The sequence below is a fragment of the Kitasatospora sp. NPDC001159 genome (genome assembly GCF_053598235.1).
In genome coordinates this window covers 97,981-120,243 of record NZ_JBSFJV010000015.1, presented here as the reverse complement: position 1 = coordinate 120,243, position 22,263 = coordinate 97,981, and the positions used below count along the sequence as shown (strand labels likewise).

Annotated in this window: 13 protein-coding genes, 1 tRNA gene and 1 pseudogene; 10 read left to right on the top strand and 5 right to left on the bottom strand. The window is 74.6% G+C overall.

Translation table 11 applies throughout. From position 1 onward, the window contains the following. Positions 1-463 precede the first annotated feature (463 nt). Positions 464-1,756 (bottom strand): annotated as a pseudogene (locus ACWC9T_RS10975) (SpoIIE family protein phosphatase); the annotation flags it as partial. Between the two features lie 254 nt (positions 1,757-2,010). Then, complete coding sequence (locus ACWC9T_RS10970; RefSeq protein WP_449820740.1) at positions 2,011-3,456, bottom strand: NAD(P)/FAD-dependent oxidoreductase; 1,446 nt, start codon at positions 3,454-3,456, stop codon at positions 2,011-2,013. 477 nt (positions 3,457-3,933) lie between these two features. Between ACWC9T_RS10970 and ACWC9T_RS10965 the strand changes: the two genes are divergently transcribed. Together ACWC9T_RS10965 and ACWC9T_RS10960 are read left to right on the top strand one after the other, a co-directional pair. Continuing rightward, a complete protein-coding gene (locus ACWC9T_RS10965) occupies positions 3,934-4,809 on the top strand; it encodes a TetR/AcrR family transcriptional regulator (RefSeq protein ID WP_449820739.1) in 876 nt (291 codons plus the stop codon). 402 nt (positions 4,810-5,211) lie between these two features. Next, entirely contained in the window at positions 5,212-7,413 is a 2,202-nt protein-coding gene (locus ACWC9T_RS10960; protein WP_449820738.1) for a sigma-70 family RNA polymerase sigma factor, read from the top strand. A gap of 36 nt (positions 7,414-7,449) precedes the next feature. On the opposite strand, the gene ACWC9T_RS10955 is transcribed toward ACWC9T_RS10960, so the two are convergent. The 3 genes from ACWC9T_RS10955 to ACWC9T_RS10945 form a co-directional block, all read right to left on the bottom strand. Continuing rightward, positions 7,450-8,154 carry a DsbA family oxidoreductase gene (locus tag ACWC9T_RS10955; protein WP_449820737.1) on the bottom strand — a complete coding sequence of 235 codons (705 nt, stop codon included), beginning with the start codon at positions 8,152-8,154 and terminating at the stop codon, positions 7,450-7,452. A 98-nt stretch (positions 8,155-8,252) separates the two neighbouring features. After that, the gene (locus ACWC9T_RS10950) at positions 8,253-8,774 is read right to left on the bottom strand and encodes a universal stress protein (RefSeq protein WP_449820736.1); all 522 of its coding nucleotides are present in this window, start codon (positions 8,772-8,774) and stop codon (positions 8,253-8,255) included. Positions 8,775-9,022: 248 nt separating this feature from the next. Beyond that, positions 9,023-11,155 carry an asparagine synthase-related protein gene (locus tag ACWC9T_RS10945; protein WP_449820735.1) on the bottom strand — a complete coding sequence of 711 codons (2,133 nt, stop codon included), beginning with the start codon at positions 11,153-11,155 and terminating at the stop codon, positions 9,023-9,025. Between the two features lie 747 nt (positions 11,156-11,902). Here ACWC9T_RS10945 and ACWC9T_RS10940 point away from each other — a divergent pair. From ACWC9T_RS10940 to ACWC9T_RS10905, 8 genes are all read left to right on the top strand, one after another. Further along, positions 11,903-13,330 (top strand): MFS transporter, encoded by a 1,428-nt coding sequence (locus ACWC9T_RS10940; protein ID WP_449820734.1) that lies wholly within the window; start codon positions 11,903-11,905, stop codon positions 13,328-13,330. Positions 13,331-13,951: 621 nt separating this feature from the next. Next, positions 13,952-15,529: a TROVE domain-containing protein gene (locus ACWC9T_RS10935; RefSeq protein WP_449820733.1), complete on the top strand. Its 1,578-nt coding sequence runs from the start codon at positions 13,952-13,954 to the stop codon at positions 15,527-15,529. A 373-nt stretch (positions 15,530-15,902) separates the two neighbouring features. Beyond that, positions 15,903-17,138, top strand: a complete 1,236-nt coding sequence (gene lhgO / locus ACWC9T_RS10930; protein ID WP_449820732.1) for an L-2-hydroxyglutarate oxidase — start codon at positions 15,903-15,905, stop codon at positions 17,136-17,138. 172 nt (positions 17,139-17,310) lie between these two features. Next, positions 17,311-18,096 carry a tRNA (guanosine(46)-N7)-methyltransferase TrmB gene (gene trmB, locus ACWC9T_RS10925; protein ID WP_449820743.1) on the top strand — a complete coding sequence of 262 codons (786 nt, stop codon included), beginning with the start codon at positions 17,311-17,313 and terminating at the stop codon, positions 18,094-18,096. Positions 18,097-18,212: 116 nt separating this feature from the next. Further along, positions 18,213-19,529, top strand: coding sequence for a PrsW family intramembrane metalloprotease (locus ACWC9T_RS10920; RefSeq protein WP_449820731.1), 1,317 nt, complete (start codon positions 18,213-18,215; stop codon positions 19,527-19,529). Positions 19,530-19,602: 73 nt separating this feature from the next. Continuing rightward, positions 19,603-19,676, top strand: a tRNA-Met gene (locus ACWC9T_RS10915). Positions 19,677-19,874: 198 nt separating this feature from the next. Continuing rightward, positions 19,875-20,705 carry a hypothetical protein gene (locus ACWC9T_RS10910; protein ID WP_449820730.1) on the top strand — a complete coding sequence of 277 codons (831 nt, stop codon included), beginning with the start codon at positions 19,875-19,877 and terminating at the stop codon, positions 20,703-20,705. A 444-nt stretch (positions 20,706-21,149) separates the two neighbouring features. Then, the coding region (locus tag ACWC9T_RS10905; RefSeq protein WP_449820729.1) for a hypothetical protein at positions 21,150-22,263 on the top strand (1,114 nt) is incomplete at its 3' end.

Below are 22,263 nucleotides of genomic sequence, written 5' to 3'. Positions count from 1 at the left end.
GACCGAGGCCGGGGATGTCAACATATCTGGCGTTGACTTTTGGCACGCTGTTGAGTTCTCAAGGAACGGACACTTCCTTCAGGCCGCCTTCCAGCGGGCCCTCCGGGCGCTTCGTTCTTTCGTGTTTCCAGCTTATCAGATGTTTTCCGCTCCGTTTCCGGGCTTCGTTCATCCAACTCGCCGGTGTCTTCCAGGGCTTGACGCCCCGTCCGACGTTTCAAACTCTAGCCGATCCCCGCTCCGAAAAGCGAATCCGGCCGCAATCCGATAAAATACGCACGCCAAATAAGCACCAGGCCGCAACGCAAGCACGCGAAAACGACCGGCACGAACCGGAAGTGGTGTTTCAGAGGATTGGCTACCCCGGGACCGTCCGCGCAGATGCGTGTCCGGTGCTCCCTGCCAGGCAACTCGAAGAACATTAGACCTCTGGGACGGTCGAGTCAAGCTCCGCAACCGGATTATCGTCACCCTCCTCCATCGGCAGGTGGAAGGCCAGGACGGCGACGTCGTCGTCGTGCTCCGAGGTCACGCCCATCGCCCGGAGGAGGCGGGCACAGATCACCTCGGGGGCGCCGATCGCGCCGGTGAGGGTGCGGGCCAGCAGGTCGAGGCCCTGGTCGATGTCCTCGTCGCGGCGCTCGACCAGGCCGTCCGTATAGAGGACGCCCGTCGTACCGGGGAGCAGACGCAGGGTGTGGGAGACGTGCAGGCCACCGCCGGTGCCCAGCGGGGGGCCGTTCTGTTCCTCGCTGCGCAGGATGGTTCCGTCCGGGCAGCGCAGCAGCATCGGGAGGTGACCGGCCGAGGCATAGGAGAGGGTGCGGCGCTGCGGGTCCCAGACGGCGTAGGTGCAGGTAGCGATCTGGTTGGCATCGATCTCCATGGCGAGGCCGTCGAGCAGGCGCATCACCTCGTGCGGGGGCAGGTCGAGGCGCGCGTAGGCGCGGACGGCGGTGCGCAGCTGGCCCATCACGGCGGCCGCCCGCAGGCCGCGGCCCATGACGTCGCCGATGACGAGGGCGGTGCGCCCGCCGTCGATGGCGATGACGTCGTACCAGTCGCCGCCGACGGCGGCCTCGGCGCCGCCCGGTTGGTAGGTGGCGGCGACCCGCAGGTCTGCGGGCTGGTCGAGCTTCTGCGGGAGCAGGCTGCGTTGGAGCGTGACGGCGGCCTCGCGCTGGCGGCGTTCGGCTTCGCGCAGGCGGGCGGCCGCGAGGACCTGGTCGGTGACCTCGGCGGCGAAGATCAGGACTCCGGCGGGCAGGCCCTCGGTGGGGGTGTCGCCGGTGTCGCCGGGGCCGAGCGGGACGCAGGAGACGTTGTAGTAGCGGTTGCCGGTGAGGCCGAGGATGCAGCGGGCCTTGACGCTGCGGGGACGGCCGCCGCGGATGACCTGGTCCATCAGGGGCAGGACGCCCATGGTGCCGAGTTCGGGGAGGGCCTCGCCGGCGGGCAGGCCGGTGGGGCGGTCGCCAAAGAGTTCGCGGTAGGCGCGGTTGGCGTAGCCGAGCTGGTGGAGCGGGCCGTAGGTGACGGCAACCGGGGCGGGGATCCGGTTGAGGACCTCGCGCAGGTTCTGGGGTTTGTGCGGGTCGAGGAGTTCGGTGCTGCCGGTGGGGCTGGTCGGGTCGCGGGGGCTGGGGACGACGACGCCGTCGGTGGAGGGCGTGCCCTCATCGGTGCCGGCCCCGTTGGGTGGGGCGACACGCCAGGGGACTCCGGTGAGCCGGGCGCTCCAGCGCATGAGGTTCAAACGACGGCCGCTTCCTCGTTTTCCAGGCATATCATCACTTTTTGTGTGCACAACAACACACGGGGTAATGACCAGTTCGGGCTGATCCTGTCAGGCGGAGGGCCGGTTCCGGAAGTCGCGCGCCCGGCGTGGCCGTCGGATCGGTCGTCGCACCGGGACAGCGGCGCGACTCATGCGCCCGGCGGGAGCATTCACCCACGCGCACCTTTCGACGATCCGCTCGCTGCGCCCCCTCATCGAGGCAGCGGGAGAGCTCATCGGGGCGCTTCCGGTCCGCCGCCGGGCGGCCGGCCGGGCCCGGTGTCGAACCCCTCCTCGAAGGCCGAACGCGGGTGCTCCATCGCGCCCAGGGAGACCACCTCGCGGGAGAACACCCCGCCCAGCACCCAGTCCATCAGCACCCGCACCCGACGCTCGGTGCTCGGCAGCCGCCGTAGGTGCCGGGCCCGGTGCAGCCACCAGGCCCGGCGGCCGGTGAGCCGGCCGCCGCGCCGGGTGTGGGCGACGGCCCGGCCCGGGCCCAGCGAGGTCGAGCAGGCGGCGGGGCCCGGACGGTACTCGACGAGGCCCGGCGCGTGCGGTCCGCCGTCCAGGGCGACCGCGATGTTGCGGGCCAGCAGCTCGGCCTGGGCGAAGGCGTGCTGGGCGTTGGGCGCGCAGGGGGCGCCGTCCGCGTTGGGGTCGGGCACGGCGGCGCAGTCGCCGGCCGCCCAGACCCCGGGCAGGGCCCGTCCGTCCTGGCCGACGGCCTGCAGGGTGGCCAGGCAGCGGACCCGGCCGAGGGTGTCCAGCTGCAGGTCGGTGTCGCGCAGCAGCGGGGAGGGGCGCACGCCCGCCGTCCAGACCAGGGTGCGGGCGCCGAAGCGGCTGCCGTCGGAGAGCACGGCGACCTGGCCGACGGCGGACTCCAGGGTGGTGCGCAGCCGGATGTCGACGCCGCGTTCGCGCAGCTGGCCGAGGGTGTGCCCGGCGAGTTCGGGCGACTCCGCGGCGAGGATCCGGTCGGTCGACTCGACCAGCACCCAGCGCAGGTCCTCGGCACGGACGTTGTGGTAGTCCCGTACGGCGGTGCGGGCCATGTCCTCCAGTTCGGCGAGCGCGCCGACGCCCGCGTAGCCGGCGCCGACGAAGACGAAGGTGAGCGCGGACTGGCGCAGTGCCGGGTCGCGGGTGGCGGAGGCGAGGTCGAGCTGCTCCAGCACGTGGTTGCGCAGGCCGACCGCCTCGGCGACGGTGGAGAAGCCGAGCCCGTGCTCGGCGAGGCCCGGCACGGGGGCGGTCCGGGAGACCGATCCGGGGGCCACCACCAGGATGTCGTAGGGAAGTTCGATCGGCGCGGGGGTCTCGCCGGGGCCCGCGGCGTCGGCCAGGGCGCGGCGGGCGGCGTGTTCGATCCCGGTGATCCGGGCGGTGAGCACCCGGCAGTCCGGCAGGGCCCGGCGCAGCGGGACGACGACGTGCCGCGGGTCGATCGAGCCGGCCGCGACCTCGGCCAGCAGCGGGTGGTAGGTGAAGTAGGGGTGGGGCTCGACGACGGTGATGTCGACCTCGCCGCGTCGCAGCCGTTCCCGCAGGCCGCGCTGGAGGTGAAGGGCGGTGGCCGTTCCGGCGCAGCCTGCGCCGGCGATCAGGATCCTGATGGTGCACCTCCTGCCGATGTGACGTTTCGTCCCGGCCGCGCGGCCGGGGGTGTCCCCCATCACGCCCCCCTATGAAGGACCGGCCGGGGTGGTCTTGTCCACAGTCCGTACGGGGCTGGTTGCGACCGAAGTGACGGTCGTGGCCAGTTGTGCTCGCTGGGCGACTTTCTGACGCACTTTCGGCCGCGAAGAGCCGTGAACTATGGTCGGATTGTGTGCTGGAGCGGCCACCGCCATGACAATCGGCGGCGACGCACCGTGGAGCGGCCACTACGGCCAGTTCCAGCGTTGGCGTGAGAACCCGACTGGGGGACAGTCATCCGGGGAAGGGTAGTTCCCGGACAGGGCCCCGGACGGTGCCGACGCGCCGAGCCGGACCTGAAGGCGGCCCGGCGGCACGACCGTGGTCACCGGAACGGGACGGGCGGCACGAACGATGGATCATCGGGTCATTTCTGACGGGCTGAGCTGCACCGGGGGGTGCAGGGGCGGGCGACGACAGGGTCCGGATTCGGACGCCTGCGGGGGAGAGTTGGGATGATGGAACACGAGCAGGTGTTGGGCCGGGCGGGCGCGACGCACGCCAGCCAGGGCATGGTGCCGGAGCAGCGCAGCCCGGTGGACCTGCCGCCTCAGGGCGGGGTGTCGTACTCGGCCGTCCCGTACCGGGCGGATCCGCCACCGGCCGCCGCGCCGGTGCCGGGGGCCAGGTTGCGGGTGGACGCACGGCGGAACCTGGAGAGCGTGCTGCGGGCGGCCCGGGAGGTGTTCGGCGAGTTCGGCTACGGCGCTCCGATGGAGGAGGTCGCGCGCCGGGCCGGGGTCGGGGTCGGCACGGTCTACCGGCGGTTCCCGAGCAAGGAGGTGCTGGTCCAGCGAATCGCCGCCGAGGAGGTGGCCTGGCTGACCGCGCAGGCGCGGGAGTCGCTGTACGGCGGCGCCGGCGCTTGGGAGTCGTTGGCCGGGTACCTGGCCCGGGCGGTGAGCACCGGGGCCGGGCGGCTGCTGCCGCCGGAGGCGTTCCGGTACGCGGAGGAGCTGGGCCGGGTGCCCGAACAGCGAGTGCCGGAACCGCCGGCGGCCGTCCGCTTCGACCTGCGCGGCGAGGAGGTGCGGTCCGGGGCGGCGGTCGAGCCCTCGGCGTCGGACGCCGATCCCCGGCTGCTGCTGCAGTTGCTGGCCGCTCTGGTGGCGCGGGCCGGTGCCGCGGGCGAACTGCGGCCGGGCGTCACGGTGTCGGACGTGGTGCTGGTGCTGACGGCCTCGGTGCCGGTGCACGCGGCGCGCCCCTCGGTCGCGGCGCCGACGGCGGCCGGCTTCACGGCGGTTGTCCCGCAGACGGACGGTCAACCGGCCTCCGGGCCGTCGGACCGGCTGTTGCAGATCCTGCTCGACGGGCTGCGGGTGCGCTGACCCCCTGCGCGGTCCGTCCTCGGTGGGCGGCGGCCGCGGTGGACGCGTCGGACAGGCACGGTCGACGCGCCGGACGGGTAAGGGAGTTGGGCAGGACGGGTACGGGAGTTGGGCAGGACACCGGCGCGCGAACAGGGCACGCGCGCCGGGTGCGGGCGTCGCGCGACCCGGCGCCGCCCGCCGGGCGAACACATCCGCGACGGCCCCTCGGAAGAGTGGGTACCGGCCGGTCCGGCTACCGCCCCTCCCTGCGCTATGCCATCCTTTGCCCGTGGTTGGAGCCAATGTCCCGATGCGCGCCCTTCACGCGCCGTCGGCGCCGTACGCCGGGGAACCGTGCGCCTACGCACTCTCGCGCGCCCTGCCACACTACGGGGGCTGTCGTGGAGTCTGGGGTCCGTTGTGAGCGCCGAGGAACAGAACGACTACGGGTACGGCCTCGACTTCGGAGGCCTCTCCGGTAGCACCGCCGAAGGGTCCGCCGCCGGCCCCGGTGGGGCCGGTGCCACCCAAGTACCGGGCACCGCAGCGGGTTCGGGTGCCGGACACGTCCCCGACCAGGCCGGAATGCCCGGCCGCGAGTCGCTGTCCGCCTCGGCCGCCGCGCTGCCGCCCGGCTGGGTGCCCGGCCGGGTTCCCGGCCAGGCACCGGCCGGCCATGGCGGCGTCGTCCCCGAGGCGTTCGTCGGCGGCGGCCGCCCGGCCCGGCCGACCGTGCCCGCCCCCGCCGACCCGGTGGACGGCGAGCGCCCGCCCTCCGACGCCGAGCTGACCGCCCGGGTGCGGGCCGGCGACGACACCGCGTACGAGGAGATCTACCGCCGGCACGTCGACTCGGTGCGCCGCTACGCCCGCACCTGCTGCCGGGACAGCTTCACCGCCGAGGACCTCGCGGGCGAGGTGTTCGCCCGCACCCTGCAGGCGCTCAAGGCGGGCAAGGGCCCGGAGTTCGCCGTCCGCGCCTACCTGCTCACCGCCGTGCGCAACGTCGCCGCCGCCTGGACCCGCAGCGAGCGGCGCGAGCAACTCGTCGACGACTTCAGCGTGTTCGCCCAGGGCTCGGCCGCCGTCGTCGACCTCGACCTGGCCGACCCGGGCGCCGACGCCTGGGCGATGGCGATGGCCGACCAGCGCATGGTCATGCAGGCCTACGCCGAACTGCCCGAGGACGACCGGGTGGTGCTCTGGCACACCGAGGTCGAACGGGAGTCGCCGAAGACCGTCGCCGTGATGCTCGGCAAGACCGCCAACGCCACCGCCGTCCAGGCCCACCGGGCCCGCGACCGGCTGGCCGCCGGCTTCCTGCAGGCACACGTCTCCGGCAGCCGGGACAGCGCGTGCGAGGCGTACGCCAACCGGCTCGGGGCGTACGCGCGCGGCTCGCTGCGCAAGCGGGCCTCGACGGAGGTCGGACGGCACCTCAGGGAGTGCGACCGCTGCACGGCGGCCTGCCTGGAACTGGCCGAGATCAACACCGGCCTGCGCGCACTGCTGCCCGGCGGCGTGCTGGTCTGGGTCGGCGTCGGCGGGTTCAGCGCCGCCGCGGTCGGCGGTGCGGCGGCAGCCGGGACGGCGGCGGCTTCCGCGGGGTCGTCGGGTGGTGCGGCCGGTGCCGCCTCGGGTGCGGCGGGTGCTGCTTCCGGCGGCAGCGGGAGCGCGACGGGTGCCGCGGTCGGCGAGGGCCTTGGCACCGCCGCCAAGGCCGGGATCGCCGCCGCCGTGGCGGTGGCCGCGGCCGCCGTCGCCGCGTACGCGCTGAACGGCTCGCCCGAACCGAAGCCCCCGGCGGCCGCTCCCCCGGCCACCGCCGCGCCGGCCGCCCCTGTCCCGGAGCGACCCGCGCCCACGGCGCCCGCCTCGGCCCCGGCTCCGGCGCCCAGCAGCGCCGACCCGGCCCCGGAGCGGTCGGCGCCGAGCCCCAGCGCCAGCCCCAAGCCGACGCCGGCGCCCAAGCAGAGTCAGGCCCCGGTGGTCACCCCGGCGCCGAAGAGCGAGCCGAAGAGCGAGCCGCCCGCCCCCGAGCCGACCACCCCGGCGCCGGTGATCCCGACGCCGACCCTGCCGGTGCCGACCCCGAAGGTGCCGGTCGGCCCGACGCCGACCCCGCCGCCGGTGCCGACCCCGACCGTCACCCCGCCCTCGCCGCCCGCGCCCAGCGACTTCTGGGTCGACTCGCTGCCCGTGGTCGAGCCCGGCAACAGCCGGGTGCCGCCGGAGGGGCCGAGCATCCGGCAGAAGGGCAGCGACAAGTTCTGGCAGCGTGACGGCGCGTGGATCGACGGCGAGTACCTGCCGCACGCCGTCACCGTGCACGCGCCGGCGACCACGCTGATCGACCTCAACCACAGCTGTACGTCGTTCGACGCGGTCGCGGGGGTGGACGACGCCACGCTCACCCCGGGTGGGGTGGTGTTCTCCGTCCAGGGCGGCGACGGCCGCACGCTGTGGAGCTCCCGCGCGCCCGCCGCCGGGGACGACGCGGTGCCGGTGCACGTGTCACTGGCCGGGCAGAAGTCGATCAAGCTGGTGGTCACGCCGGTGCACGGGATCTGGTCGGCGCTGAACATCGCGGACTGGGCCGAGGCCCGCTTCAGGTGCTCCTGACGGCTCCTGGAACGGGCCGCGGGGGGCGGCTGCCGCTCAGATCGCGCAGGAGCCGTCCGCGCAGGCCTCCCCGGCCGGGGCGACCTGCACCGGGGCCGGCCGGCGCTCGCCGATCTCGGCGGCGACCTGCTCCAGCACCTTGCGGAAGGTCCCGGCCTCCTGGCCGCCCTGGACCGCCCACTTGCCCTCGAACACGAAGGTCGGCACGGCGGTGATACCCAGCTCGCGGGCCTCGGCCAGCTGGGCCCGTACCGCCGCGGAGCCCTCGTCGCCCGCCAGGTAGGCGGCCACCCGCTCGCGGTCCAGGCCCGCCGCCACGGCGACGTCGGTCAGCGCCGTGCGGTCGCCGACGTCCACGCCGTCGGTGAAGTGCGCCTTCAGCAGGGCCTCCTTGACACGGCCCTGCGCCTCGGCGCCGTACTCCGTCTCGGCGAGGTGCAGCAGGCGGTGGCCCAGGAAGGTGTTGGCGTGCAGGGCGGCGTCGAAGTCGTACGTGATGCCCTCGGCGAGCCCCAGCTCGGCCACCCGCGCGTCCATCGCCACCGACTGCGGGCCGTAGCGCTCGGCCAGCCAGGCGCGGTGCGGGCTCGCCGTCGCGGGCGCGTCCGGGACCAGCTGGTACGGGCGGTAGACGACCTCGACGTCCTCCTTGCCCGGGAAGTCCGCCAGGGCCTGCTCGAAGCGGCGCTTACCGATGTAGCACCAGGGGCAGGCGATGTCGGACCAGATCTCGACCTTCATTCGGGGGGCTCCAGGAGGCGTCTTGAGGCGGATGGACGAGGTAGGTGAACGATGAACCATCTCGGTGCATTCCCGGCAACCCCGGAGCTCTTCGCTGGTCAGGCCGACGCCGGGGCCGGTACCACCAGCACCGGGCAGGAGGCATGGTGCACCGCCGCCGCACTCACCGAGCCCAGCAGCAGCCGGGCGTAACCCCCGTTGCCCCGGGTGCCGAGCACCAGCGTGTGCTGCCGGGTCGACGCCTCCAGCAGCACCTCGATGACGTTGCCCAGCACCACGTGCAGCGACATCTCCCCCGCGAACGACCGCGCCCGCTGCCGCAACACGGCGGCCACCGCCCGGCGCAGCCCGTCCGCCATGCTCTCGACCAGCGTCTCCACGCTCTCCTGCACCAGCTCCGCCATCCCCGGCGGATACCCGGCCGGCGCCGGGTTCACCACGGCCAGCACGTACAGCGGCAGCCCGAACAGCTCCGCCTCCGTCATCGCCCGGTTCAGGGCCCACAGCGACCCGTCCGACCCGTCACACGCCGCCAACACCCCGGGCGGCCGCCCCGTCGGCGGCCGCCCGAGCACCGACAGCACCACAGGAACGTCCTGCTCCGGGCTCACACCGGCCACCACACTCTCCCCTCACCGTGGACTCACAGCCTCGCCATCATCACCCGGTCCGCGGGGCCTGCGGGGACAGCCGCGCCGGATGCGGGCGGGGGTGAGGACGGCGGGCCCGGCGGGCGCCGGTGCGGCACGCGGCACGCGGCACGCGGCACGCGGCACGCGGCAGATCGTGGGGCGTGGGCCGCGCGGACGGGCCCCGGCGGCGGGCGGGAGGCGGGCCGCGCGGGGAGGCTGCCCCGGCTGGGGAGGGGTCAGGAGGTGAGGGCCGGGGGGCGGGGGCGGGGAAGGCCGGTCCAGCAGGCGCCGTGGCGGCGGGCACGGATGCGGCGGAGCCAGAGTTCGGTGGAGACGAGGTCGGCGAGGCCGGCGAGGGCGGCTGGGGACGGCGGGGAGGAGGGGTCGGCGGAGTGGGCGAGGCCGGCGCGGACGGCGGGGAGGTCGATGAGGCCGGCTTCGGCGAGGAGGGGGGCGTCGAAGAGTTCGGCGAGGCCGTCGGCGGCGAGGCGCAGGCCGGCCCGGGCAGGGGCGGTGCGGTCGGGTCGGGGGCCGCGGCCCCAGTCGGGGGGCAGATCGGTGCGCCCGGCGCCGGTGAGGACGGCGTTCAGGAGCGCGTGCCGGGCGCCCGGTTGGAGGCGGACGTCGTCGGGGAGCAGCCGGGCGGCGCGGACCACCTGGTTGTCGAGGAAGGGCGCGTGCAGCCGTTGGCCGGGCTGTTCGGCGGCGTGCACGAGCGTGCGGTAGGAGCGTGCCTGCCGGTAGAGGGCGTGCCGGGCGCGGTGCGCGCCGGGATGTTCCTCGGGCGCCGGTTTGCGCGCCGCCAGGCGGAGCCGCAGGGCCACCGAGGTGAGTGCCTCGTCGGAGAGCCAGCGGGCGGCCGGGCCGGGGACGCACCAGGCGAGGTCGACGGCCGAGCGGTCGCCCGCCGTGCCGCCGCCGTCCGGGACGTGGCGGGCGGTCAGCTTGGCGGCCGCGTCGTCCAGCGCCTCGGCGTAGCGGACCCGGGAGAGCCGGTGGGCGGCCCGGACCACGGTGAGCGGGGTGCGCAACGCGCCGGCCAGGACACCCGCTGCGGCCCGGTCGGCGCCGGCCAGCGCGGCGACCGGGGGCAGGAGTTCGCGGGGCCGGCCGGCCCGGATGAGGTCGGCGAGCCGGGCCGGGTGGCCGTCGAGCACCTGGCGGGCGCCGTAGCCGGTGAGGTGGTCGGTACCGCCGGCGTCGAAGCGGGCCTCTGCGCGGGCGGCGGCGACGAGCTCGGGGCCGGGTTCGTCGGTGAGCCGGCCGGACGGCGGGTCGGCGCGCAGCCCGGCGTACGGGAGGGTGTCGGGGCCGGGGTCGAGCACGGTGTGCCGCAGCCGGGGGGTGTCGGGAGCGAGCGCGAGGGTGGCCGGCGGTTCGGTCTCGCCGAGGGTGACGGCGGCCAACTGCTCGGGGGTGGAGGGTTCCTGGGCGGCGGCGCGGGCCCAGGAACCCTTGACCGCGCCGGTCCTGGCCCCGGGGACGACGGCCGGGGCGGCGGCCGTGGACGGCACCGGCGGCAGCGGCACCGCGGCGGCGAGCAGGGCGACGGTGGCGGAGGCGGTGCCGTACGAGAGGTCGACGCCGAGCCGGGCGCGTCCGGCGGGTTCCGTGACCTGCGCGGTGGTGCGGACCCGCGAGCGGACGGATTCCAGCAGCGCGCGGGTGAGTTCGCGGATCGCGGGCGCCTCGTCGCGCGGCTGTTCGACGCCGGGCGGCTCGTCGTAGGCGTCGAGGTACGGGCGGCCGCCGCGGATGGCGAGCACATGGCCGGGCGGCACCCGCTGGACGCCCAGGTACGGCGTGCCGGTACCGAGCGCCTCGGGCGATTCCGGGCAGGCGAGCCGGGCGGCGAGGTGGCCGGTGTCCAGCGGGGCGCCGACCAGGTCGGCGAGCGGGAGGGCCGCGGTGGCGTACGCGGTGCCACCGGCCCAGGGGGTGTGGAAGACGGGCTGGGCGCCGGCCAGGTCGGTGAGCAGCAGGGTGGAGCGGGTGCCGGCGCGCAGCACGACGGTGTAGCTCCCGGGCCAGGCGGTCAGGTGGCGGACGGCGCCGCCGCGGGCGGCGGCCAGGCCGGCGGCGAGTTCGGCGTCGGTGGCACCGCAGTGGCCGAGGACGGCGAGCCGGCTGGTGGCGGGGGTGTCCTCGCCGGGGTCGGGGGCGGTGGGGCCGGTGCTGACCACGGCGCGGGAGCCGGGGCGGAGGGCGACCAGGCGGATCTCCTCGGGCCGCCAGTCGCCCACGGCCCAGAGCGGGTCGGGTCCGGTCCACAGGGCGCGCGCGGCGATCGGCGCGACCGTGGCGAGGACCTCGTGCGTCGACGTGCCCGCTCGGGGCGCGCCCGTGCTCCAGCCCGTCAGCCACCGCATCGCGCCTCCACCGGACGAGGACCTGCACTCGCGCGGCGCGTCCGGCGCCGGGCGGGCGGCCGGGTGGGGTGCCGTGGCGGCCGGCACGCGCGTCCGGGCGTGCCCTCGGGTCCGGCGCGCCGTCTGGAGACATCGTGCCACCACCGGGCGCTGCCGGGGCCGGTGTTGGCGGTTCCGCTTCCGTTTCGGCGGCGGCTGCCACGGGGGCGTCCCGCGAAGGCTGCGGAGAAGGCCCGAAGGAACGTTCCGGCGGAGTGATTTCGAGCGGGCCGGGCCTCCCCCTCCCCGGCCCGGACCGCCCGGGGGCGCCTTTTGGCATGGGCATCGCGAGATGGCCGAAAGGCGTCGCCCGGCCCGGGAGGGCATCCGCATGCCCTCCCGGACTCAGCCGCCGCCCGCGGGGATTGAGGCGGCGGTGTCCCCCGGCCCGCCGGGTCCTCGACGGCGGGCCGACCCACGACCACCAGCGAATCGCCGAGCAGCCGGTCGGGCCAGGGGGCACGGCCGGGCGCACATGAACACGGGACCGGAGCACGACGCTCCGGCGCGCGGCCCGGTCGATCCGCTCCGGGTGGTCCGGACCAACCCCCGCGAGGGCCCGACGCGGCACCGCCGGGTGCGCGATCCCGCCATCCGGAATGCGGCCTCTTAACCGTCGGAACGCGTCCGACTACTCTAGGTACAGCAGCTACGGCCCGGTGCCGCCCGGGCCCCGCGCACAAGGCCGCAGGAGGTGCCGCCGCCACCATGACCGTCAGCCCACGTGGACCGAACGAACGGCTCGGCACGCTCCTGACCCTCGCCCAGATCAGCAACGCCGGACTCGCCCGCCGGGTCAACGACCTAGGCGCCCAACGCGGGTTGACGCTGCGGTACGACAAGACCTCGGTGGCCCGCTGGGTCAGCAAGGGCATGGTCCCGCAGGGGCCCGTCCCGCACCTGATCGCCACCGCCATCGGCGGAAAGCTCGGCCGGCCCGTCCCGCTGGAGGAGATCGGCCTGGGCGACACCGACCCGGCACCCGAACTCGGCCTGGCCTTCCCGCGCGACGTCGCCGACGCCGTCCGCTCCGCCACCGACCTGTTCCGGGTCGACTTGGACCTTCGCCGGGGCCCCGGCGGGGGCCGCTGGAGCGACAGCCTGACCGGCACCTTCTCGGTCGCCGCGTACGCAACGCCCGTCTCCCGCTGGCTGATCAACCCGGCGGACGGCTCGGTGGCGCGCGAGGTGCCGCGCTCCCCGAGCGAGAGCTCCTCCTACCGGGTCGGCCAGTCGGACGCCGCCAAGCTCCGCGAGGCCGCCCAGGAGGCCCGCCGCTGGGACTCCAAGTACGGCGGCGGGGACTGGCGTTCGTCGATGGTGCCGGAGTGCCTGCGGGTGGAGGCGGCGCCGTTGCTGCTCGCCTCGTACAGCGACGCGGTCGGCCGGGCGCTGTTCGGCGCGACCGCCGAACTGACCAGGCTGGCCGGATGGATGGCCTTCGACACCGGGCAGCACGAGGCCGCGCAGCGCTACTACATCCAGGCCCTGCGGCTCGCCCGGGCCGCCGCCGACGTGCCGCTCGGCGGGTACGTGCTCGCCTCGATGAGTCTGCAGGCCGGCTACCGGGGCTTCGCCGAGGAGGCCGTCGACCTCGCCCAGGCCGCCCTGGAGCGCAACCGGGGCCTGGCCACCGCCCGGACCATGAGCTTCTTCCACCTGGTGGAGGCACGGGCCCAGGCCAAGGCCCGCAATGCTGCGGCGTGCGCGACGGCGCTCGGCGCGGCGGAGAGCGCACTCGAACGAGCGCGCGCCGGGGACCCCGATCCAGCGTGGATCGACTTCTACGCCTACGACCGGCTCGCCGCCGACGCCGCCGAGTGCTTCCGCGACCTCGGAGTGCCCTCCAAGGTCCGGCAGTTCACCCGCGAGGCGCTGGCCAAGCCCACCGAGGGCTTCGTCCGCTCGCACGGCCTGCGGCTGGTGGTCTCGGCGATGGCCGAGGCGGAGGCGGGCAACCTGGACGCCGCGGTCGCCGCCGGCGAGCGCGCCGTCGAGGTGGCCGGCCGGATCTCCTCGCAGCGCAGCCGGGAGTACGTGGTGGAGATGCTGCGGCGGCTGGAGCCGTTCCAGGGCGAGCGCCGGGTCCGGGAACTGACCGAGCGGGCGCGGGCGGTGATCGTCGCCCCGGCGTGAATCGCGGGACTTCCGGCGTGGTGCACAGGACTTCGGTCGTGGTGCGCAGGACTTCAGGAGTGCTGCGCGGGACCTGACGATAAATGGGATGCACCTGGGGGAGGGGCCTCGCTAAGGTCTCTCTCGTCCAGGTGCGCAGGCAGAGGTTACTTCCACTCTTAATGGGCGGGTCGCGGGTTCGAGTCCCGTCACCGGTTTTGGACCGGTGTAGCTCAGTTGGTAGAGCAGCTTCGTCACCTCAGCCGACATCGAACTCTGGACACCTAAACGTGAATAGAATTCCGCACCTCCCGGTGCGACGGCAGCGGTTACTTCTGGTAGACGCCGGTATTCCGGCGTAGCGGTTCGAGCCCGCGAAACACCGCCGCCAACCTGATCTCGGGAGGCATCGCGCTTCGGAGTGCCCGGTGCGCAGGCGGGGGTTACTTCGGATCTTGCGGTTCCGGGTTCAAGTCCCGGGCGTGCCGTGCGCGAGTGCGGCCGCTAGCTCAATTCGGAAGAGCACAAGGCACATACCCCCGCCGACGTCGGCCGTTCAACGGCCGTCATGATCTCGGGCACCCCCGGCAGCAGCATGCCTCCCTCCCGTTGACGACCAAGCACGCCGAGGGAGGCTGCAGCATGTCCCGATTCAACATCCGCAAGGCCAAGGCGAGTCCGAGTTCGCCGGTGACCACGACCGGGCAGCGCGGCCTCACCCACGAGGGCGGCGTCGGATACGCCAGGGACCGCAAGTCCGAACTCTTTCTCTTGTCGGTCGCCAACATGGTCGGCAAGGACACCTTCTACGAGCGCGGCGGCGACCGCGACGACCGCTACACCGCGCTGGTGCGCGAACTCGCCGTCGCCGAGCCGGAGTGGACCCTCGGGCTGCTGCGCTGGCTGCGGTACGGGGCGCAGATGCGCACCGCCGCGCTGGTCGGCGCCGCCGAGTTCACCCGGGCCCGGCTGGACGCGGGCGCCCACGGCTACTCCCGGCAGGCCGTCGACGCGGTGCTGCGGCGCGCCGACGAGCCCGGCGAACTGCTCGCGTACTGGACGTCGCGCTACGGCCGGGCGCTGCCCAAGCCGCTCAAGCGCGGCGTCGCGGACGCGGTGCGGCGGCTGTACGACGCGCGCTCGCTGCTCAAGTACGACACCGCGTCCAAGGGTTACCGCTTCGGCGACGTCCTGGATCTGACCCACCCGGCGCCGGACCCGGACAAGCCCTGGCAGGGCGCGCTGTTCGCCCATGCCCTGGACCGCCGGCACCGGCCGGAGGAGGCCGTCCCGCCCGCGGCAGTCCCGCTGCTGACCGCCAACCGCGAGCTGCTCGCGCTGCCGGTCGAGGAGCGCCGGGCGACGGTGACCGCCGAGGACGGCGCCGAGCGGCTGGCCGCCGCCGGGCTGACCTGGGAGGCACTGGCCGGCTGGCTGCAGGGGCCACTGGACGCCGCGGTCTGGGAGGCGATCATCCCCTCCATGGGCCCGATGGCGCTGGTGCGGAACCTGCGCAACTTCGACAAGGCGGGGGTGTCGGACCCGGTCGCGGCCGAGGTGGCCCGGCGGATCTCCGACCCGGGCGAGGTGCGGCGCTCGCGCCAGTTCCCGTTCCGCTACCTGGCCGCGTACCGGCACGCGCCCTCGCTGCGGTGGGGGCACGCGCTGGAGACCGCGCTCGGCCACTCACTGGCCAACGTGCCCGAGCTGCCCGGCCGGACGCTGATCCTGGTCGACCGCTCCGGTTCGATGTTCGACCGGCCCAGCGCGCAGACCCAGCTCAACCGGGCGGACTCGGCGGCGATCTTCGGCACCGCGCTCAAGGTCCGGGCGGCCGAGGCCGACCTGGTCGAGTTCGGAAGCACCAGCCGGGTGATCGAGGTCGGCCGGGGTGAAGCGGTACTGCGGGTGCTGGATCGTTTCAGCAGCCTCGGCGGCACCAACACCGCCGAGGCCGTCCGCAGTCACTACCGGGGCCACGACCGGGTGGTGATCGTCACCGACGAGCAGACCGGTTTCGGCTACCGGGGCAGCGACCCGCTCTCCGCCATCCCGGCCGACATCCCCGTCTACACCTGGAACCTGGCCGGCTACGAGCACGGCCACGGCCCCAGCGGCGGCGCCAACCGGCACACCTTCGGTGGCCTGAGCGACGCGGCCTTCCGGCTGATCCCGCTGCTGGAGGCGGGGACGAACGCCGGGTGGCCCTGGGAACTGTAGCGAGGGGAGTGGCGCGTGAGGTCGGGGGGCCGAACGCGTCACGCTACGGCAGGGGCAGCGGCGGCGCGCGGGGTCGGGGGAGCCGGCGCGCCGCGCTGCGGCCGGGCGGGGAGACCGGCCGCAGCTACCCGAGGCGGAGCCACCCGGGGGAGGCTCTGCCGACACCCGAGGTGGGCGGCGACACACCGCCGCCCACCTCGACGTGCCACGACGAACCGGCGGGGACCACGCACCCGCGCGGCGGAGCCTTCACGGGCCGACCGGCGCGCCAGGAGGCGGCACCGCCGATCACTCCACGCGCCCTCGACGCCCACCCGCCCCCGTGGCAGCATCGGCGGCAGACGGGGGCCGGGCGGCAGACGAGGAGCGCGACGTGGCGGGCGAGTTCGATGTCGTGGTCGTGGGTGGAGGGATCGTCGGCCTGGCCACGGCCCATGCGCTGACCCGGGCCGAACCCGGTCTGAGCATCGCCGTACTGGAGAAGGAGCCCGGCTTCGCGGCCCACCAGACCGGCCGCAACAGCGGGGTGATCCACAGCGGCGTCTACTACCGCCCCGGTTCGTACAAGGCCCGGTTCGCCGTCGCGGGTGCCGCCGAGCTGATGGCGTTCTGCCGCGAGCACGGCATCCCGTACGAGGTGACCGGCAAGTTGATCGTGGCCACCGACGCCGCCGAGCTGCCCCGGCTGGCAGCGCTGGCCGAGCGGGGGCGGGCGAACGGCATCCCGGTCACCGAGCTGGACCGGGCCGGGATCGCCCGGTACGAGCCGGAGGTCACCGGACGGGCCGGGCTGCACGTCGGCACCACCGGCATCTGCGACTTCCCGGCCGTCGCGACGACGTACGCCCGGCTGGCCCGGGAGGCCGGTGCCGAGCTGCGGCCCGGCACCGAGGTGCGGACGGTGGCCAGGCGGAGGGACGGCGTGACGGTCGGCACCGCCGACGGGGAACTGCGGGCCCGGGTGCTGGTGAACTGCGCCGGGCTGCACAGCGACCGGATCGCCCGGCTGGCCGGGGACGACCCCGGGGTGCGGATCGTTCCGTTCCGCGGCGAGTACTACGAACTGACCGAAAAACGGCGGGACTTGGTGCGCGGCCTGGTCTACCCGGTGCCGGACCCGGCCTTCCCCTTCCTCGGCGTGCACCTCACCCGGGGCATCCACGGCGACATCCACGTCGGCCCGAACGCGGTGCCCGCGCTGGCCCGCGAGGGCTACGACTGGCGCACCGTGCACCCCCGCGACCTGGCCGACACCCTCGCCTTCCCCGGCACCTGGCGGATCCTGCGGCGGCACTGGCGCTACGAGGTCGGCGAGCTGCACCGCTCGCTGTCCAAGCGGGCGTTCACCACCGCCGTCCAGCGCCTGCTGCCCGCCGTGACCGCCGCCGACCTCGTGCCCACCACCGCCGGGGTACGGGCCCAGGCGGTGGCCCGGGACGGCTCCCTGCTGGACGACTTCGCCTTCGCCGGCTTCGACCCCGGGGACCCGCGCTCCCCGCGCCGTACCGTGCACGTGCTGAACGCCCCCTCCCCCGCCGCCACGGCCTCGCTGCCGATCGGCCGCGAGGTGGCCCGCCGGGCGCTGGCCGCGCTGGAGGCGGGCGGCTGAGCGGCGCCGGCGGCGGGCGGCTGAGCGGCGCCGGCGGCGGGCGGCTGAGCCGCGTGACCGGGACCGGGATGAGCCGCGTCACACACCCCGACGGGCGCCGCGGGCGGCCCCGTAGACTCGGGGGATTGTGACTGCCACCGCCCCGATCCCCCAGCAATCGCCGTCCGCCCGGATGTCCGCCGCGCCGGCCGCCTACCCCGCGCCGATGTACCCGCACAAGGCCACCGAGGCCCAGCACCGCGAGCGTCGCATCCGCAGCTTCCAGCCGCGCCGGGGCCGGATGACCAACGCCCAGGCGGGCGCCCTGGACCGCAGCTGGGAGACGTACGGCATCCCGATCGACGGCAGCCCGCTGGACCTGCGGGAGCTGTTCGACGGCCGGCCGGTCACCCTGGAGATCGGCTTCGGCATGGGCGAGACCACCGCCGCGATGGCCGCCGCCGACCCGTCGACGGGCATCCTCGCCGCCGACGTGCACACCCCGGGCCACGGCAACCTGCTCGGCCTGCTGGAGCGCGACGGTTCGCAGAACGTCCGGCTGGCCGCCGGTGACGCCGTCATCCTGCTGCGCGACATGCTGCCGGACGCCTCGCTGGCCGGACTGCGGGTCTACTTCGCCGACCCGTGGCCCAAGCCCAAGCACCACAAGCGCCGGCTGATCCAGCCGTCCTTCCTCGACCTCGTGCTGCCCCGGCTCGCCTCCGGCGCGCTGGTGCACTGCGCGACCGACTGGGAGCCGTACGCGGAGCAGATGCTGGCCGTGCTGTCCGCCTCGCCGGAGCTGGAGAACCTGCACCCCGAGGGTGACGGCACCGGCTGGCTGGAGCCCGCGGACCACCCGGACGGCAGCATCCCCGGCTACGCACCGCGACCGGACTGGCGGCCCGTCACCAAGTTCGAGCGGGCCGGGATCGCTAAGGGCCACGTGGTCCACGACCTGCTGTTCCGTCGCCGCTGAGCCGTCGGCCGCCGTTCGAACGGGCGGCGGCCCACTGAGCGGACGGTCGTACACCCGACGAACGACTCGTCCCGAGTCCGCCCGACGGGCGGCTGCCGTGGCCTACCCTGTGCCGCATGGGCAGCCCGTCCGGCGGCGGGTCCCGGACGCCCGTCCGTGCCACCGCCGACGAACCGGGGACGGTCCCGCGCCCCGGCGGCACCCGGACCATCCCGGGGCCCCGGACGCGCCGGGCCCACCGGCTGCTGCCCCGGCCGGGCGGCGCCCCACCGGCCCCCGCTCCCGCGGTGAGGGGCACGTCCGAACCACCTCCGCGCCGCGACCGCTCGATGGCGCTCTCCTCGGTCACCGCGACCGCCGTCCTGATCCTGATCGGCTGCGGGGTGCTGATCCTGCACCTGGTCCAGCGGCAGACCGGCACGGTCGGGCTGCTGGTCGGCCTGGGCCTGGCGATGGTGCCGCTGCCCTTCGTGCTCGGCGCCCTGGCCTGGCTCAACCTCACCGCCCGGGTGCCGCTGCGGCACACCGTCTTCTGCCTCGGCTGGGGCGCCTGCGCGGCCACCACGGTCGCGATCCTCGCCAACAACTGGACCGCCGACTACCTGACCGCGCACCCGGGCCCGCTCGGTGAGCTGCTCGGTGCCGGGATCGCCACCCCGCTGATCGAGGAGAGCGCCAAGGCCACCGCCCTGATGGTGCTGCTCCTGCCGCTCGGCCAGCGGCTGCGCTGCCGCGGCCGTCGCACCGGGCGCCCCTGCGCGCCGCTGCTGCACCGGTCGCCCGCGCCCCGGCGCCCCCGCCCGTACCAGCGCCGCCCGGCCGGACCGCACGCCCGGGGCCGGCTGCGGTTGCGCCCGTACCTGCGGCCGCTGCCGTACCTGTGCCCCGCCCCGCCCTCCGGCGGCACCCCGCACCGCCGCTCCCGGCCGCGCACCCTGGCCGCCGGGGTGGTGCTCGGCGGGATGACGGCCTGCGGCTTCGCCTTCGTCGAGAACGCCCTCTACCTGGGCCGGGCCTTCACCACCGACCAGCGGAACCGGTTGGACAACATCGGCCTGGGCGATCGGCCCAGCCTGCGCGACTTCGACAGCACCGTGCAGACCTTCGTGCTGCGCGCCCTGCTCTCCCCCTTCGCCCACCCGCTGTTCACCGCGCTCACCGGGATCGGCCTGGCCGTCGCCCTCACCACCGGGCGGCGGTGGCTGGCCCGGCTGGCCGCACCGGCCGGGCTGGTGCTGGCGATGGTGCTGCACGGCACCTGGAACGCCGCCGCCGACCTGGGGACGGACGGGTTCCTGGTGGTCTACGGAGCGCTGATGGTGCCCTGCTTCGTGGCGCTGGTCTGCTTCGCGGCCTGGGCGAGGTCCCGGGCGGCCCGGCAGGCCGCCCGGCACGGGCAGCGGCCGGCGCAGCGCTCCGCCGGGGGCTCATGAGAGCCCCCGGCGAGGGCACCCGAAGAACCGATTTCCCATCTCGGCGACTTCCACGTATTGTTGTGTTCACCGACGCGGGGTGGAGCAGCTCGGTAGCTCGCTGGGCTCATAACCCAGAGGTCGCAGGTTCAAATCCTGTCCCCGCTACTCAGTAGCCGAAGGGCCCGGAGGATTCGTCCTCCGGGCCCTTCGCGTTTCCGGGCACGGGCAGAGCACGTTCCTGCCACGAACCTGTAACGGGGGCGGATTCCAAGATCTGCTGTCCGAGGCCTCCCCCATACTGCTGAGGAAAAGTTCATCCAGTTGGGGGACGGCGGGGCCGTGCCCTGGATAAGGAACCACCTCATGCTGTCGAAGCGCCTGGTCAGCACCGCCGCCGTCTGCCTCCTCCTTGGAGCCGGCACTGCCGCCTGTGGCGACAACAAGGACGCGGACAAGGCTGCCGCGCCCGCGGCCACCACCGCCGCCGCGGCCGCGACTCCGACCGCCACGCCGACCCCGACCCCGACCGTGGCGAAGCTGGACACCGACAACCTGACCGCGCAGGAGATCGAGAAGAAGGCCCAGGACGCGCTGGCCGCCGCCACCTCCGTCAAGGTCGCCGGGACCATGGCGACCGAGGACGGCGCGATCACGATCCAGCTCGGGATGGACAGCAAGGGCCAGTGCCAGGGCAAGATGGGCATGCCCGGCATGGGCTCCTACGAGATCATCAGCGACGGCAAGCAGTACTTCATCAAGCCGGACGCGCAGTTCTGGAAGACCTTCGGCGGTCCGAAGGGCGATGTCGTCGCCGAGTTGTTCAAGGGCCGTTACCTGACCGGCTTCGAGGGCGACCCGAAGATGAAGTCCCTGATCGACCTCTGCAACCTGTCCGTGGCCAGCAAGCAGATGCTGAAGGACGACGGCTCGGGCGCCCCCACCAAGGGCAGCGCGGGCACCGTCAACGGCGTGAAGACCTTCAGCCTCAAGGAGAAGGACGACAAGGGCGAGGAGACGCTCCTCCACATCGCCACCGAGGGCACGTTCTACCCGGTGCGGATGGAGAAGACCACCGGTGCGGACAAGGGGCAGATCGACTTCACCGACTTCGACAAGCCGTTCACCGTCCAGCTGCCCTCGCCGGACAACGTGATCGACTACACCAAGTTCCAGGACAAGCTGAAGAGCGCCTGAGCGACGGACCCCGAATAAATCCGTTGCCCTCCCGACCGTGGGCTGCCTACAGTGGCGGCACACTGAAAGGAGGTGATCCTGAATTGAGTTCCATCAGGATGCGTGAGGTGGCTGCTCGCTAGAGCCGCCCCTGCCTGCGCAGGGTGAGGCCCCAGGCCTCCGGCAGGCGAAATCCACAGCAGTCACCCGGCCCGCGGGCTCACCGGAACATCCCCGGTGCCTCGGGCGCCAGGCCAGTGCACGGGCCGGCGCCGAGGAGCAGCCCGCGGGCCGTCTGCGTTTTCGGGCCCGGTCGCTTTTCAGCCCAGCCGCTTTTCAGCCCGATCACTTTTTCAGCCCGGCCGTCGTAGCCGCAGCGTCCCCGGGCCGTTCCCGTGGTGGGGCCGCGGCGCTAGAGTCGGCGCGGACTCCGGAGCGGAGCGGCGCGGACACTGGGGGTGGGCGATGGCGAGGGCGCGGCGGGTCGGCACGTCGGCGCTGCGGACGGCGCGGTGGGCGGCCGCCGGGGTGCTGGCGGGGACGGGACTGCTCGGGCTGCTGCTGTTCGCGCTGGGCCGGGAGCAGGCCTGGCAGGCGCTCGGCGGCGGGCTGGTGGTGGCCGGGGCCTCGACGGTGCTCGGCGGTGCGCTGGGCTTCCTGTTCGGGGTGCCCCGGGTGAAGAGCGGCTCCGGCGAGCCACAGGGCTCGTACGCGCCGAACACCAATCTGGAGCAGGTCTCGGACTGGCTGACCAAGGTACTGCTGGGCGTCGGGCTGACCCAGCTCGGCTCGCTCGGCGAGCGGCTGCACCAGCTCGGTACGGCGCTGGCGCCCGCGCTCGGCGGGGAGGACGCGGCGGTGCCGTTCGCGGCCGCGCTGGTGCTCTACTTCCTGGTCCTCGGTTTCCTGGCCGGCTGGCTGGTGACCCGACTGGCGCTGCCGCAGGTGCTGACCGACGCGGACCAGGCGCTGGACCTCTTCCTGGCCGGGCAGGACCGCGACCGGCACGGCGACAAGGTGGGCGCGGATGACCTGCGGGTGCGCGCGATGCAGCACCTCGGGCTGCTCGGCGGCAGCGCGGAGCAGCCCGCCGCACTGGCCGCGCAGCTGCCGCCCTCCTCGAACTCCCCCGCGGGGCCGGAGGGCGTGGTCGCTGAGGTGCGCTCCACCGCGAAGCGTTCGGCGCTGACCGCCGACCAGGTGCGGGAGCTGTTCACGGACGGCTCCGAGGGCCGCCGGATCCAGGCGCTAGCGCTGATGCAGGGCGACCCGTCGCTGGCGGACCTGCCGAGCGTGCTGGACGCGATCGAGCACCCGCGCTCGGGCTTCGAGCAGTACCACGCCCTGCTGGCCGCCCGGGGCCTGCTCTCCCGGCTGCCCGGCGCCGAGGCGCAGCGGCTGCGGGACGCGGTCACGGCGCAGCTGGTGGACCCGCGGGGCATTCCGTACGGGTCGGACCGCAGTTGGCTGGCGGAGAAGATACTGTCCCGGCTGCAGGTGGCGGCCTTCGTCCCGGCTCAGCCGGTGCAGCCGACGAAGCCGGTGCCGTCGGCGCAGCCAGTGCCGTCGGCGCAGCCGG